Origin of the sequence: Streptomyces sp. NPDC051582, assembly GCF_040681715.1 — a bacterium.
Taxonomy (GTDB): Bacteria; Actinomycetota; Actinomycetes; order Streptomycetales; family Streptomycetaceae; genus Streptomyces.
The window spans coordinates 20627-35323 of sequence record NZ_JBFAZJ010000017.1 but is presented as its reverse complement, the minus strand read 5'-3'; the positions used below and the strand labels follow the sequence as shown (position 1 = coordinate 35323).

The 14697-nt window shown below is 70.8% G+C and carries 15 protein-coding genes; all 15 read right to left on the bottom strand.

Translation table 11 applies throughout. The features are described 5' to 3' along the window. Positions 1-72: 72 nt before the first annotated feature. A complete protein-coding gene (locus AB0M92_RS22245) occupies positions 73-648 on the bottom strand; it encodes a cysteine dioxygenase family protein (RefSeq protein WP_366104001.1) in 576 nt (191 codons plus the stop codon). A gap of 25 nt (positions 649-673) precedes the next feature. Beyond that, complete coding sequence (locus tag AB0M92_RS22240; protein WP_366104000.1) at positions 674-4114, bottom strand: amino acid adenylation domain-containing protein; 3441 nt, start codon at positions 4112-4114, stop codon at positions 674-676. 56 nt (positions 4115-4170) lie between these two features. Then, positions 4171-4923: an alpha/beta fold hydrolase gene (locus AB0M92_RS22235; RefSeq protein ID WP_366103999.1), complete on the bottom strand. Its 753-nt coding sequence runs from the start codon at positions 4921-4923 to the stop codon at positions 4171-4173. Beyond that, positions 4920-5135, bottom strand: a complete 216-nt coding sequence (locus tag AB0M92_RS22230; RefSeq protein WP_366103998.1) for an MbtH family NRPS accessory protein — start codon at positions 5133-5135, stop codon at positions 4920-4922. Before AB0M92_RS22230 ends, AB0M92_RS22235 begins: the two co-directional genes overlap by 4 nt. Positions 5136-5171: 36 nt before the next feature. Continuing rightward, positions 5172-6560 carry a condensation domain-containing protein gene (locus tag AB0M92_RS22225; protein ID WP_366103997.1) on the bottom strand — a complete coding sequence of 463 codons (1389 nt, stop codon included), beginning with the start codon at positions 6558-6560 and terminating at the stop codon, positions 5172-5174. 92 nt (positions 6561-6652) lie between these two features. Then, positions 6653-7354, bottom strand: coding sequence for a 4'-phosphopantetheinyl transferase superfamily protein (locus AB0M92_RS22220; RefSeq protein ID WP_366103996.1), 702 nt, complete (start codon positions 7352-7354; stop codon positions 6653-6655). Continuing rightward, positions 7351-7572: a hypothetical protein gene (locus tag AB0M92_RS22215; protein WP_366103995.1), complete on the bottom strand. Its 222-nt coding sequence runs from the start codon at positions 7570-7572 to the stop codon at positions 7351-7353. Before AB0M92_RS22215 ends, AB0M92_RS22220 begins: the two co-directional genes overlap by 4 nt. Beyond that, complete coding sequence (locus AB0M92_RS22210) at positions 7554-8282, bottom strand: hypothetical protein (RefSeq protein ID WP_366103994.1); 729 nt, start codon at positions 8280-8282, stop codon at positions 7554-7556. The genes AB0M92_RS22215 and AB0M92_RS22210 overlap by 19 nt, the downstream gene beginning before the upstream one ends. After that, entirely contained in the window at positions 8282-9994 is a 1713-nt protein-coding gene (locus AB0M92_RS22205; protein WP_366103993.1) for a non-ribosomal peptide synthetase, read from the bottom strand. The genes AB0M92_RS22210 and AB0M92_RS22205 overlap by 1 nt, the downstream gene beginning before the upstream one ends. After that, entirely contained in the window at positions 9994-10173 is a 180-nt protein-coding gene (locus AB0M92_RS22200) for a hypothetical protein (protein WP_366103992.1), read from the bottom strand. Before AB0M92_RS22200 ends, AB0M92_RS22205 begins: the two co-directional genes overlap by 1 nt. A gap of 34 nt (positions 10174-10207) precedes the next feature. Next, complete coding sequence (locus AB0M92_RS22195; protein WP_366103991.1) at positions 10208-11407, bottom strand: cytochrome P450; 1200 nt, start codon at positions 11405-11407, stop codon at positions 10208-10210. Further along, complete coding sequence (locus AB0M92_RS22190; protein WP_366103990.1) at positions 11404-11538, bottom strand: hypothetical protein; 135 nt, start codon at positions 11536-11538, stop codon at positions 11404-11406. The genes AB0M92_RS22195 and AB0M92_RS22190 overlap by 4 nt, the downstream gene beginning before the upstream one ends. Beyond that, entirely contained in the window at positions 11532-12227 is a 696-nt protein-coding gene (locus AB0M92_RS22185) for an alpha/beta fold hydrolase (protein WP_366103989.1), read from the bottom strand. The genes AB0M92_RS22190 and AB0M92_RS22185 overlap by 7 nt, the downstream gene beginning before the upstream one ends. After that, complete coding sequence (locus AB0M92_RS22180) at positions 12224-13891, bottom strand: non-ribosomal peptide synthetase (RefSeq protein ID WP_366103988.1); 1668 nt, start codon at positions 13889-13891, stop codon at positions 12224-12226. The genes AB0M92_RS22185 and AB0M92_RS22180 overlap by 4 nt, the downstream gene beginning before the upstream one ends. 32 nt (positions 13892-13923) lie before the next feature. Further along, a complete protein-coding gene (locus AB0M92_RS22175; RefSeq protein WP_366103987.1) occupies positions 13924-14697 on the bottom strand; it encodes an alpha/beta fold hydrolase in 774 nt (257 codons plus the stop codon).

The window sequence follows — 14697 nt, the reverse complement described above, 5'->3', positions numbered from 1 at the left end:
TCCCGTTCCTCCGGAGACCGCCCCCGGCCCACTTCCGACGATGGCCCCCGAGCCTTCCCTCTGCTCCCCGCCTCAGACTACGAGCTCCGCCGCCCGCACCGGGAGGTCGTAGGTGCGCCTGATGCTGGAAGCGCTCCTGCTCAGGTCGGTTCCGTACACGTGGATGGACACGCTGGTGTGTCCGGCCGAGTTCCGGACCTCGTGGATGTCGCCCGGAGGAACGATGAAGTCCACCGATCCGGCTTCGTTCGCCGTGACGCCGGCGGGGACCAGATAGGGCTGCTCCGCGTCTGCCATCAGGTGGTAGCGGGTTTCCTGCTCGACACCGAGGTAGACACCCGTCACGCACCAGGCGAGGTGATCGTGAATGGCGGTCCGCTGCCCCGGCAGCCATACCAGCGCGACGACCGAGAACGTACCGTCGGGCTCCACATGCAGGACGTGCTGCCGGTACGACCGCCCGTCCGGCTCCAGCTGCTCCGGCGTCAGCAGGCCTTCGCTCCGCAGGTGGGAGGCGAAGGCCCGCGCGACGCGCCGACCGGTCTGCTCCGGGTCGCCGGTGCCTCCCGCCCGCACCGCGGCGCGGACGTCGGTGAGGAGCCGGGCCAGTGGCGACGGGGCGGTCCTGTTCTCGGGGTGTCCACTCACGCGGATCGTCCTCTCCTGAGGTCGGCTACGGAAGGGGCGCTGCGGCCGGACGGCAGGCCGCCCGGCGCAGTGCCTCGATGTGCTCGGCCAGCGTCTCGACGGTCGGCGCGTCGACCAGGGCGCGCACCGGGATGTCCAGCTCGAACTCGGCCCGCAGTCGGCTGACGACCCCCAGCAGGGAGAACGAGTCCCCGCCGGCCTCGAAGAAGTTGGCCCGCACGTCCACCTCGGCGATCCCGAGCACCTCCGCCCAGGCCGCCGCGACGGTGCGCTCCGTCTCCGTGCTCGGCGGCGTCACGGCCGTCGCAAGCACGGGAAGCGGCTCGGGCCGGGGCAGCCGCTGGCGGTCCACCTTGCCGGTCGGGGAGAGCGGCATGGCATCGAGCCACATGAACACGGCCGGCTGCATGACGATGGGCAGCTTCGGGGCGAGGTGGGCACGGAGCCCGGCCTCGTCGAGCCCGCTGCCCGGTGTCCTGACCACGTAGGCGACCAGCCGCTGGTCGGGCTCCAGGACCACCACGGCGTTCGCCACCTCCGGGTGACCGCGCAGCACCGATTCGATTTCCTCCAGCTCGACCCGCACGCCGCGGATCTTGACCTGATTGTCGACCCGGCCCAGGAACTCCATCTCTCCATTGGGCAGGCGGCGCACCAGGTCGCCCGTGCGATAGAGGCGTCGGTCGGGCCGGGCCGGGTCCGGGGCGAACCGGTCGGCGGTCAGGGCGGGCTGGTTGCGGTAGCCGCGAGCGACGCCGTCACCGCCGATCCAGAGCTCGCCGGGCACGCCGATGGGCTGCAGGTTCCCCCAGCGGTCGACCACCGCGCAGGAGGCGTTGGCGATCAGCTCACCCAGCGGCATGGAGCTGCGCTCCAGCGGCTCGTCGCCCATCCGGCCGACCAGGGCCGCGCCCGCGGTCTCCGTCGGCCCGTACTCGTTCCAGATCTCGCACCCGGCGGAGACGACCGCACGGGTCCGCGCCACCAGGTCGGCGTCCAGGTTCTCGCCGCCCATGGACACGTGCCGCAGCGTCGGCATGTCGAGACCGGCGTCGGTGATGCCGCGCATTTGGGTCGGTGTCAGGTACAGCATGTGGATCGACTGCTCGTTGATGAACCGGGCGGTGGCCCGGCCGTCGGCCTTGACCTCGCGGGGCAGCATGACCAGGCAGGCGCCCGCGGTCAGTGCGTGGAACATCTGCTCTACAGACCAGTCGAAGTGGTAGGAGAGGTTGTGTACCACCCGGGTGCCGGGCCCGATCGGGCGGATGTCCTGGGCCCACTGGATCCACGGGGTGATCGCGGTGTGCGGCAGGCCGACGCCCTTGGGCCGGCCTGTGGTCCCCGACGTGTACATCAGGTACACCAGCTGCGAGGGATGCAGCGCCGACCCAGGGGCGCCGCCGCGCGCGCCGTCCTGCGCGGTGCTCACCACGTCCACGCTCTCCAAGACGGCCGTCGGCAGCTGGTCCCGCAGCTCCGGGGTGGTGACCAGGATCTTCATCCCGCTGTCCGCGACGACGTAGGACATCCGGTCGACAGGGGCGAGCGGATCGATCGGCACGTAGGCGGCACCGGACTTCAGGATGCCGAGGATGCCGACGATGAGGTCCACCGACGGGTCCGCGCACAGCCCGACCAGATCGTCGGTGCCGATGCCGCGCGCCGTCAGCTCGTCGGCCAGCCGGGATGCTCTGCCGTCGAGTTCGTGGTAGCTGACCCGCTCGCCGCCACTCTCCACCGCGTCCGCGGCCGGGGTCCTGAGCGCCTGAGCCTCGAACAGCCGGTGCAGGAAGAGGTCCGTGGGGTAAGGGCCGCAGCCGGCGGTGGACCACTCCTCAAGCTGACGACGCTCCTCCTCGGGAAGGATGGTGAGCTCGGAGAGGCGCTTGGCGGGAGTGGCCACCGCGTCGGCCGCGAGCACGGCCAAGTGGTCGAGGATGCGCCAGGCCTTGTCCTCCAGGAACAGGTCGGTGTTGTAGTCGACCGCGAGCCGGTACGTGAATTCGGTCTCGACGACCCGGAACACCAGGTCGAATTTGACCGCCTTCAAGTTCAGGCCCAACTCGACGTCGCTGACGGTGATCCCGGCCAGCTCCGGCGCCGGGACCTCGTGCTGGTACGCCAGCATGACCCGGAACGGCCCCTGCCGGGAGGAACGGTCGGTCGAGACCGCGTTGGCCACCCGCTCATAGGGGACGTCCTGGTGGGCGAAGGCCTCCAGGATCCTGCCCCGGACCCGGCCGAGCAGCTCGGCAAGCGTCGGATCGCCGGACAGGTCGCTGCGCACGGCGAGGGTGTTGAGGAAGCACCCGATCATGGACTCCAGCTCCGGCAGATCCCGGTTGGCGCTGGGGATGCCGACCACGATGTCCGTTTGGCCGCTGTACCGGCTGAGCAGCACGTTGAGCAGCGTGAACATGGTCATGAACGGGGTGGCGTTGTGCTCCCTGGACAGCTCGCGGATCCTACGCGACACCGCTCGGGGCAGCTCGATGTCCACCGACGCCCCCTGGCTCGTGGTGGTCTCCCGGGGCGGCAGATCGGTCGGAAGGTCGAGCACGGGCAGCGGGCCGCGCAGCCGGTCCTTCCAGTAGTCCAGTTGACGTTCAAGCGTGGTCCCGGTGACCGTGCGCCGTTGCCAGGCGGCGTAGTCGGCGTACTGCACCGGCGGCTTCACGGCCGCCGGGATCCCGCCGTCGTCGGCGGCGGCGTAGAGCTCCAGCAGCTCGGCCATGGCGAGTTCGAAGGAGTACACGTCGGTGATGATGTGGTGCAGGTTGATGAGCAGGACGTGCCAGTCCTCGTCCAGCCGGTACAGCTCGACCCGGAGCAGCGGCCCCCGCTCCACGTCGAACGGCCGCTGGGCGGAGTCCAGGAGCAGGCCGGCCAGCACCTGCTCCTGCTTCTCCTCCGGCTCGTCCCGGAGGTCGACCACGGTCAGCGGCAATTCGGCCTTGGCCTGGATCACCTGCTCGGGGATGCCGTCGACCGCCTCGATGGTGGTGCGGAAGACCTCGTGCCGGTCGACCAGCTCCTGGACGGCCTGCCCCAAGGCCGTGATGTCGAGCGGGCCCACGAGCTCGTTCGCCACCGGGATGTTGTAGCGGGAGCCCGGCCCCTGGATGTGCTCGTCGACCCACAGCCGCTGCTGGGTGAACGAGGTGGGCGCGTGGAAAACCTCGCCCGAGCGCCCCTCGAACGGCTCGATGGTCTGTTCGGCCCCGGGCTCCGTCTCCCGCATCGCCTCGATGGCCGCGGTCAGCTCGCCGAGGGTCTGCGCATCGAAGAGCACGCTGAGCGGGATCCGGATGCCCAGCTCCCCGCGCAGCCGGCTGATCGCTCTGGCACCTTGCAGTGAATTTCCGCCCAGCGCGAAGAAATTGGCGTCAGGACCGGATATCTCGGTGTGCAGGACAGCCGTCCACACATCCGAGACGACGTCCATCACGGACCGCTGCGACATGTCGTTCCACCTAAATCCGTCAATCGAGAGGATGGTTGTTTCGAAGGGGCTTCGGGTCAGTGACCGTTCTGCCAGGGCACGGCAGCGAGCCGCCCGGCGATCTCGGCGAGCACGGCCGGACGGGCGGAGTGCAGGAAGAAGTGGCCGCCGGGAAACATCCGCAGGTCGAAGCCGCCGGCCGTGAGCTCGCCCCAGCGCGGCATCGCCGCGGTGCCCGCGGGATCGTCCTCGGTCCCACCGAACGCCGTGACCGGGCAGGTCAGCAGCGGCCCATCGGTGAACCGGTAGGTCTCGACCACCGCGAGGTCGGCCCGGATCACCGGGAGCATCAGGCGCATCAGTTCCGGGTCCGCCAGAACCGCTTCCGGTGTCGCGGACCAGGAGCGCAGCTTCCCGATCAGCTCCTTCTCCGGAGCGGCGTGGTATGCGGTCTCCACCCGGGCCTGGGGCGGTACGCACCCCGAGACGAACAGCCGAGTGGGTGAGCCGATCTCCATCCGCTGCAGGCTGCGGGTGAGGCTCCAGGCCACCAAGGCGCCCATACTGTGTCCGAAGAAGGCGAACGGGCGGTCCAGGTGCGCAATGACCGAGGGCACCAGGGCGTTGAGGACCGCGCCCATCCGGTCGAGCGGTGGAGCACCGAACTCGTCTTCCCTGCCCGGAAGTTGTACCGACCACGGCTCGATCTCGGCGGGCAGGGCGGCGGCCCAGTCGCGGAACACCGAGGCACCGCCGCCGGCGTACGGGAAGCAGAACAGCCGCGTGGCCGCCTGTGGCCGCTCGGCCAGCGGTCTGACCGTCACCCTCATCGGCCGTTCCCGCCCGCCATCTCCCGGCGCAGGGTCAGCGGACGCATGTCCGTCCACACCTCATCGACGTGCGCGAGACAGGCCTCCTTCGAGCCCCGCTCGCCCGTCTCCCGCCAGCCGGCGGGCAGCTCGCGGCCCTGAGGCCAGATGGAGTACTGCTCCTCGGAGTTGATCACCACGACATGGCCGTCGTCGTCACGCTGTCCGTCCATGGGTCCTTCCTTTCGGTGAGATGGCGGAATACCGGCTCAGGCGTTGGGCGTCCCGGGCCGGGAGGCGCGCAGGGCCCCCAGCCGACGACGGCCGGCGGGTACGGTCCGCGCCGCCCGCCGGGCCCGCGCCAGCGGCTCCGCCAAGGCGGCCAGCGGGACCGTCGCGTCCTCGATGACCGTCCGCAGGACAGCCAGAAAGGCCGACCGGACCTCCTCGGCCTCGGACTTCGCCAGCCGCCGGGAGTTGTAGTTGAGCCGCAGACTGAGCCGGTCGCCGTCCGGCTTGCCGAACAGACAGAGGTCGAGCTGCGAGGTCTGCCGGGCCGGGGGCAGGAAGTCCGCGAACTGGAAGGAGGTCGAGAAGACCGGGTTCCGGCCGGGTCGGGATTCCACATCGAGCTTCTCGACCAGCAAGGTGAACGGATAACGGCTGTGCGCATAGGCGCCGACACTCACGGCCCTGGTCCGGCGCACGACCTCTTCGAAGGGGTCCGCACCCGACATCCGCACCCGGACGGAGAGCGGGTTGACGAAACTGCCGAACATGCCGTCCAGCTCCTTGGTGTCCCGGCCGGAGAACGGGACGCAGACCACGATGTCGTCGTCGGCGCTGATGTCTCGCAACGCGACCGCGTAAGCGCTGAGCAACAGGATGTGCGGCGTGACGCGCAGCTTCTTGACCAGTGCCGCCAGCCCTGCGGCCGTGTCGGCCTCGACGTCGAACTCCAGCATCTCGTTCACCACCGCATCGGCGGGCGCATCGTAGTCCCCGATGCGCAGCCGTGGCAGCGGGGCGGCCAGCTGGTCGAGCCAGTACACCTCCATGGCCTTGCTCTGGTCGCTCGCCAGCCACTCCCGCCGACCCCGCACGAAGGCGTCGTAGGTCGTCGGGAGCGGGGGCAGCTCCGGCTCTCCGTCTGCGGCGAAAGCTCGATAGCAGAGCAGCAGTTCGCGTATGAAGATGCCCATGCTGGTGCCGTCCGTGATGATGTGGTGCACGTTCACGTAGAGGCAGTGGTGGTCGGCAGCCAGCTTGAACACCTTGAGCCGCACCGGCGGGGTGGCGAGTTCGTCGAAGGGGGTCGCGTTCTCGGCCCGGACGCACCGGTTCAGTTCGGCCGTCGGGTCAGCCGCGCCGGTCAGGTCGACGAGCGGCACGTCCAGCTCGACATCAGGCAGGACACGCTGGCGCGGACCCTCAGGAGTGTCCCGGAAGGACAGCCGCAGCGCTTGATGCCGCTCCATCAGGAAGGCTGCGGCACGACGCACGGCGTCCATGTCCACCGCCTCGCACAAGTGCTGCCAGTACGGAAGGTTGGCTTCCGCCCGGCTCTCGTCCAGCTGGTGCTGGAGCCACAACCCCCTTTGGCCGTTCCACAGTTCGAACCAGGCCCTATCACCCTCGAAATCGCAGGGGTCTTCCACTTGGCCAGCCAATCTTCAAATCAATGACTTACAAAATGCCCGGACCGACGAGACCAATTCAGAGAGACTTTCTTTCGATTCTCTTCGCTCTGTCAAGATTCCCATTTACCGTCTTCATTGGACGGGCCGGACGTGCCCATCCGACCCAGAACGGCGCTCGCGGCCTGGACCAGCCCGTCCGCCACCCGCCACCGCCCCTCGAAGGAGAGCGGGCCGGCCCCGTCGGCCATCGACTCCGAAGCCAACAGCCGGGCGGTGAAGGTCCCGTCCTCCGGGTCGAGGACGACTTCGGCGTCGATGAAGTCGAGCACGACGCCGCCCAGGGGGTACCACGCCTTGTAGACGCTCTCCTTGACGGCGAAGAGCAACGTGTCCCAGTGCACCTCCGCGTCCCGGCGGAGGAGCTCCGCGAGATGGCGCCGTTCGGCTTGCGACGTGATCAGGCGCAGGCCCCCGTCGGGCAGCGGCTGGTGGACCTCCGCGTCGATGCCGAGGGAGCGGAATGCCCCGGTCCGCGCGACCACGGCCGCCCGGTAGCCCGAGCAGTGGGTCATGCTGCCGACCGCGCCGCGCGGCCACTGCGGTGCCCCCGCCGCGCCCCGGAGGATCGGGGCCGGGGGGATGCCAAGCCGACCGAGCGCGGTTCGGGCGCAGTGCCTGACGGTGGCGAACTCGCGGCGCCTGGCGACCGGTGACCGGGCAACCGCCTCGGCCTCCCCCGGCTGCAGGGGCGCGTCGGGCAGATCACCGTACGCCTCCTCGACCTCAACACCGGGCGGCAGGAGGGTAATCACGAGGCGGCCCCGTCGAGTTCGGCCCCCCGCATGACCTGCTCGACGGCGAGCGCCTGGAAGCCGTGCACGGGCCGGTCGGCCAGGTTGCCGCGGAAGGTCCGCAGCTCGTGGATCCGCTGCGGGGAGATCTTGGCCCCGCAGGCGCCCCGCAGGGCGTCGGCCGGCTGGGCCGCCACCAGAGGGGCGACGGCGTCACGCTCTACGAGGGCAGGCTGCACGGCTCTTCCTTCTCCCCGGTGGCCAGCAGGTTGGTGAGCCGGACCTTCACAGCAGGCGCGTGGAACAGCTCCGCCGCCGTCACGTCGACCCGGTGCACCGCCCCGGAGCCCCGCCAGTCGAGCGCCTTGCTCAGCAGGACGTGGGTGGGAGCCGGCGGGGCCTGCGGGGGCACCGCCGCGGTCAGAGTGAAGCTGAGCCAGGCCCGTTGTCCCTCGGTCAGTTCGACCAGGATCTCCTCGTCGAGCCCGGGCGAGCAGCCGACGATCACCGAGAGCAGGAAGGAGCCGGCCAGGGTGAGCGCGTCGCCGGGCGGCAGGCCGGTGATCGATGGCACCTCGGCGGACTCGTCCATGGCCAGGGCGAGGTCGTCCAGCAGTTCCTGAGGAGTCTTGGGATCGGCCGGTGCCGGGTCGAGCACGATGAGTGGGACGTCCGGCCCGGGCAGCGCCTCCACCAGCGCCGAGGCCAGGCCGACGGCCGAACAGTAGGCCAGCACCGCGACCGGGAGCGGCCCGGCGGCGGTGATCCGCTCGGCCCAGTGGGCGGCCTGCTCAGCCGTCCCGACGACTCGGTCGGCGAGGCCGGGGTAGTGCAAGGGGTCGATCCTGAGGGTCCGCTCCTGCCAACCGTCGGGCAGGATGCCGCCGAAGGTCCTCCGGGGCACCTCGTTCCCGAACTCCAGTATCACGAGCGGCCGTTGGTCCTGCATCACCGTGCACTCCTGACGGCTTCGTCGACCTCGGCGGAGAAGTCCGCGAGGACCGGATGGTTGAAGAGGGCCTGCAGCCCGATCTTGATGCCGAACTGCTCACGCGTCCGGGACACCGCCCGGGCGGCGATCAGGGAGTGCCCACCGATCTCGAAGAAGCTGTCCCCGGAGCGGGGGAGGTTCCCGGTCAGCTCGGACCAGATCTCGGCGACCCGCGCCTCGGTGGCGCCGAGGGCGGAGGGCTCGGCCGCGGCTTCGACCGGAGTGTCCGGCAGGGCCTTCCGGTCGATCTTGCCGTTGGGCGTCAGCGGCATCGCGACGAGCCGGTGCAACCCGGTGGGGAGCATGTACGCGGGCAGCCGAGCGGTCAGTGCGGCGCGTATGTCGCCCGGCTCGGCCTCGCCGCAGAAGAAGGCGCGCAGCGATCCGCCGTCATCGTCCGGCACGTGGACGACGGCCGTCTGGTCCACTCCGGGAACGGCCAGGATCTCCTGCTCGACCTCGGTCGGCTCCACCCGGTGACCGCGGATGCTGACCTGGGCGTCCCGCCGCTCGACGAACTCCAGTTCGCCGCCGGCCGTCCAGCGACAGAGGTCGCCGGAGGAGTACCAGCGGTTCTCGTCCTGGTCGGCGACGAACTTGCGGCCGGTGAGCTCCGGGTCGCCCCGGTAGCCGAAGGCCAGGACATCTCCTCCGATCAGCAGTTCCCCGGGCACACCGGGCTCGGTGACCTCGGCCCCGTCGACATCCACCAGCCGGACCTTCGCGCCGGCGATGGGGCGTCCGATCACCGGTGCGCCCTCGGTGCGGCAGTGGCGCAGGTCTGCGCTGGCGGTGGTCACCACGGTGGCCTCGGTCGGCCCGTAGTGGTTGAAGACCGCGGCGGGGAAGCCGGCCGGCGGGCTCACCCGAAGACGGTCCCCGCCGGTCAGCAGGACGGCCAGGCCGACGGGCGGGGCCGGGAGGGCGAACAGTTGCTCGGCGAGCGGGGTGCTCAGGAAGCAGTGCGTGATGGCGCTCCGCTCGATGAACTCGGCGATCGCCCCGCTGTCGACGATCAGCCGCTCGGTCGGCAGCACCAGTGTCGCCCCGCTCGCGAGCGCCGCCCAGACCTCCCAGACCGTGGCGTCGAACCCCAGCCCGGCGAAGGCTGCGACCCGCACCCCGGGCCGGGTGCCGTAGGTTTCCCCGTGCCAGGACACCAGGTTCGCCAGGCCCGCGTGGCCGACCTCGACGCCCTTGGGCGTACCGGTCGAACCGGAGGTGTAGATGACATAGGCCAGCGGGGCCGGCGACACCGACGCCGGGGCCGGGGCCGCGCCGGTGCTGTCGAGTACCGGAACACCCGCGGGCACCCGTCCGGCGAGCCCCTCCTGCGCGAGCACGGCCACCGGCCGGGCGTCGCGCAGGATCGCCTCCACCCGGCCGTCCGGCAGTGCCGGGTCGAGCGGCAGGTACGCGGCACCCGCGAGCCAGCTTCCGAGCTGCGCCACGATGCCCTCGATGCCGCGCTCGAAGAGCAGGCCGACGAGGCGACCGCTCGGGTGGTCCTCGGCCTGCCGTACGCGTCCGGCCACCGCGGCAGCCGCGTCCCAGAACTGACGGTAGGTGAGCTTCCGCTCGCCGCACTCGATCGCAACCACGTCCGGATGCGCGTCGACGATCGCGCCGAGCATCCGGACCACCGTCCGTTCGTTCACGATGCCCTGCATCAAAGACCACTCCTATCCCCGGCAAGCAGTTCCTGGTCCGCCCGGGCGATGCGCTCCACCACGTCCCTGTCGACCCGGTGATCCCGGTGGGTGAGGAACCGGCGGACGCGTTGCTGCGACACCCCGTGGATCAGCCCGCTGTCCACCGGCTCCGGGGAGCCGCTCGTCACTCGTGTCATCCCAACTCTCCTTTCTGGGATGTGCGGTCGGCCGTCAAGAGGCGGCCGTGCCGCGCACGGCCAGGCTTTCCAGGATGGTGACGCCGAAGTGCTGCCTCGTCACCGGCGGCCCGTCGAGGGCGAGATCCGCCCAGCGGCCGGCGAGGCGCTCCAGTACGATCTCGGACTCCATCCGCGCCAGCCCCGCCCCCAGGCAGTAGTGCGCGCCGAAGCCGAAGCTGAGGTGCCGCCTGATCTCGCGGTCGCGGTCCAGAAGGTCCGGGTCGGCGAAGACGGCCGGGTCGCGGTTGGCCACGCCGAGCATCAACAGGACGAGATCCCCCTCCGCGATCAGGTGACCGGCCACCTCCACCGGCGCGGTGGCCACTCGGGCCACCTGCTGGACGGAGGTGTCGAATCGGAGCAGTTCGTCGACCGCCGAGCCCGGTTCACCGTTGCGCAGGTCAGACCAGGCACCGGCGTGCAGCGCGGCCCGAACGGCCTTGCCGATGAAGGTCGAGGTGGTCTCGAACCCGGCGTAGATCAGCAGGCTCGCCGTGGCCGAGATGTCGGCGGCCTCGATGACGCCCTCCTGGCGGGCGTTCTGGAGGAGCCAGAGCCCGGTGCCCTCGCGGACCTCGGAGCGCAGGGCCTCGTCCACCACGTCCGCGATTTCCCGCAAGGCGCGATTTCCCCTGGTCCTGACCTCCGGCAGGTAGTCCGCCAACAGCAGCGCCGCGATGTCGGGAGACCAGTGGTGCAGCCGGGGCGCGACCTCCTCGGGCAGGCCCAGGAGCCGGCAGATGACCCGGCTGGAGAGCGGGACGGCGAGTTCCGCCATCACCTCCAGTCCGTCCGTCCGCCCCGCCAGGAGCTCGTCGACCAGCTCTTCGACGACGGGACGCATCTCGGCGAGCCGGTTGGCCGCGAAGAGCGGCGCGACGACCTGGCGGGCCGCCGCGTGCTCGGGGTCGTCGTTGAACATGAACCACCTGCGCACGATCCCTGCGGCCCGCTCCCCACCCTCTCCCTCCCGGTGCAGGGTGGTGGCGCCCCACTGCGGCCAAGCAGCCGACAGAGCGGGGTGCCGCAGCAGGGCCGTCGTCTCGCGGAACCCGGAGACGATCCACACCTCCAGGTCCTCGTCCCAGCGGACCGGCTCCTCCTCCCGCAGCGGAAGGTAGTCCGCGCAGGGGTCGGCCGCCGGACGGTCGTCGTCGCGATAGGGGCAGCGCGCGGCCTGACTGACGGTCACTTGGCACTCTCCGGGTTCCGGTCGACCCGGCGCAGCGGGGCGTACTCGATCTCGTCCGGCGCGGACGGCTCCAGGTCGCGGATGAGCGGTGACCCGCCACAGGTCACCGGTGCGACGGCCGGACTCAACACGGCTCCCCCTTCGTACAGACCGCCGCGACGGCGGCCACGAGCTCACGCTCGGCGGAGTGCAGGAAGAAGTGGTCGCCGCGGATTTCCTCCACTCGGAAGGGACCATCCGTGTAGTCCGCCCACGCCTCGACCGAAGGCAGGTCCGCCTCGTCGTCCGTGTCCCCGTAGAACGCCACCACCGGGCAGCCGACCGTACCTGGGGTGCCGGTGCCGTACTCGCCGAGGATCCGGTAGTCCGCGCGGATGACGGGGAGGTAGATCTCCATCAGCTCCTCGTTCTCCAGGAGCTCCTTCGGAGTCCCGCCCACCGCGGCCAGTCGCTCTGTGAGTTCGGCGTCGGAGAGTGTGTGGCTGTCCGCGTCGGGGGCTGGCAGCCGGGGTGCGCGGCTGCCCGAGACCAGCAGCGCCGACGGCTCCGGAGCACCCTTGGAGCGGAGCAACTTGGTCAGCTCGAAGGCGATCACAGCACCGTAGCTGTGGCCGAACAGCACGTACGGCGAGCCCGGGTCGAGCTGCTGGTACAGGTCCGCGAGCAGGGCTGCCAGCTCGTCGATCGGCTCCTCCACGCAGCGTGAGCCCCGGCCGGGGAGCTCCAGCGGCACGACGGTGACGCTGTCCGGCAGGTGGCGCTGCCACGGGTCGTAGACGCGTGCCGAGCACCCGGCGTAGGGAATGCAGTAGAGATTCACTTGGGCATCTCCGTACGGAGGATGTGGTCGGTCAGCGAGGCGACGGTCGGGTACCGGAAGATCTCCTTGATCGGCACCCGGATGCCGAGGCCGTCGGCGAGCCGCTTCTGAAGCATCGTCAGGAGGATCGAATTCCCGCCGGCATCGAAAAAGTTGGTGTCCTCGTCGACGGAGTCCGCGGCGAGCGTCTGCCGCCACGCCTCGGCCACGCGTGCCCGGACGTCCCCCGGGGGCGCTGCGGCGGGCGCATCGGCAGCCTGCACCACCCGGTCGCCTACGGTCAGGCCGGCCGCCAACCCGATCCGGTCCACCTTTCCTGTGGTGGTGCGGGGCAGCGCGGACAGGGCAGTGATCCTGGCGGGGTGGTGGCTCGACGGCAGCCGGTCCTTCAACCAGCCCTGGAGGTCCGCCTCGGCGCGCTGTACCACGAAGGCCACCAGCGCCGCGGTGTCGGGCCGGTCGGCGTCCTGGACCAGCACGACGGCCTGTGAGACCTCCGGGTGCTCCTCCAGGACGGCCTCCACCTCGCCCAGCTCGATCCGGTGTCCGCGCAGCTTGACCTGGCTGTCCAGGCGGCCGAGGAACTCCAGTGCGCCGTCCGGCCGCCGTCCGACCCGGTCCCCGGTGCGGTAGACGCGGCGGCGGCCGTCGGGGGTGTCGCAGTGCAGGAACCGCTCAGCCGTCAGCTCCTCTCGGTTGAGGTAGCCGTGCGCCAGCCCCTCCCCGTAGAGCAGGAGTTCACCGCTCTCCTCGGTGAGGAGGCCCACCCCGGCCAACGGCTCGCCGAGCGAGATCCGCTCGGCGGAGTCGACCCGCGCCGCCGTGGCCCACAGGACTCCCTCGGTCGGGCCGTACACGTTCCAGAGTTCACCGCACCGGGGCAGCAGCTCCCGGGCGAGGCTCGGGGTGAGCGTCTCTCCGCCGGTCCACAGTCGGCTGCCGGGCGCACCCTTCCAGCCGGAGGCCGTCAGCATCCGCCAGAAACTGGGGGTGGCCTGGACGATGTCCGGCGCGGCCCCCGCCACCAGCTCCGCGAACGTGAGCGGATCCGCCCGGATCTCCTCCGGGACCACCGTGAAGGAGGCCCCCACGGTCAGCGGAAGGAGCAGCTCCACCAGCGAGATGTCGAATGACAGCGCGGCCATCGCCAGCACGCTCTCGCCGGCCGCCAGCCCCGGCCGCTCAGCCAGGGCGGCGAGGCGGTCGATCAGGGCCTCGTGGCCCACCATCACGCCCTTGGGCTGCCCGGTCGAGCCGGAGGTGTACAGAATGTAGGCGATCTCGCCCAGGTCCGGTTCCCTCGGCGGCGCCGGAAGTCCGCTCCTCTCCAGGGCGAACTCGCCCTCGGCCAGCTCGCGCAGCAGCAGAGCAGGGCGGGCGTCGTCGAGGACCCGGGCCCGCCTGGCCGGCGGACTCTGCCGGTCGAGCGGCAGCACGGCGCAGCCCGCGGCATTCGCGGCGAGGAGGCCGATGGCCCCACTGAACCGGCTGGACGCGTCGAGCGCCACGACGGAGCCCGGCCGGACCTCCGCCGCCATCCGCTCGCCGAGGTCTGCGGCCAGCACGGCGACCTCACGGTAGGTGTAGGTGCGTGCCGTCCGCGCTGCCACGGCCTCGGGCGTCCGCTCCACCTGAGCCTGGACGACGTTCCACACTGTCTCCACGCGAGCCCCCTAAATTCGAAGAGAAGTACTGCTCAGTGGCCGACGACAGGGAGCGCCCGGGACACGCTCCGGAGCACGGCCTCCCGCTCGTCGTTGAGGAAGAGGTGGCCACCGGGGAAGACCTCCACCTCGGTCCGGCCGGTGGTCAGCTCGGCCCAGCCCTCAAGGTGCTCCTCGGCGACCCTGGGGTCCGCGTCACCACCGAAGGCCGAGACCGGGCAGGTGAGCAACTCGCCCGGCCGGTAGACGTAGCCGGCGAACAGCGAGAGGTCGGCCCGGAAGGTCGGCAGGATGAAGGTGGCGAAGTCCGGGTTCTGCAGCAACGTCTCCGGCGTGCCGTTGAGACGTCGGAGCTCGTTGATCAGCTCCTCATCGGAGAGGTCGAGTTCACTCAGCTTCCTGGACTCGTGGGCCGGTAGCGCCCGGCAGCCGGACACCATGATCCGGACCGGCTCCAGTCCCTGCTCACGCTGCAGCCTGCGGGCCAGCTCCCAGCTGACGATGGCGCCCATGCTGTGCCCGAAGAAGGCGAACGGCCGGTCCAGGTAGGGGAGCAGGGCGGGGAGAAGAACCTCCAGCAGCTCTTCCAGGTCCGCGATCGGCTGGTCGAAGAACCGGTCCTCCCGACCCGGCAGCTGCACGGCGAATGCCTCGACTCCTTCCGGGAGTCCGGCGCCCCACCCCCGGAAGACCGAGGCGCCCGCCCCGGCGTACGGGAAACAGAAGAGCCGGAGGGCGCCGGGCTCGGTCCGGCCGGGAATCGGCCGGACCCAGCTCTGGGCCGTCTGCGGTGGTGCCGAGTGCAT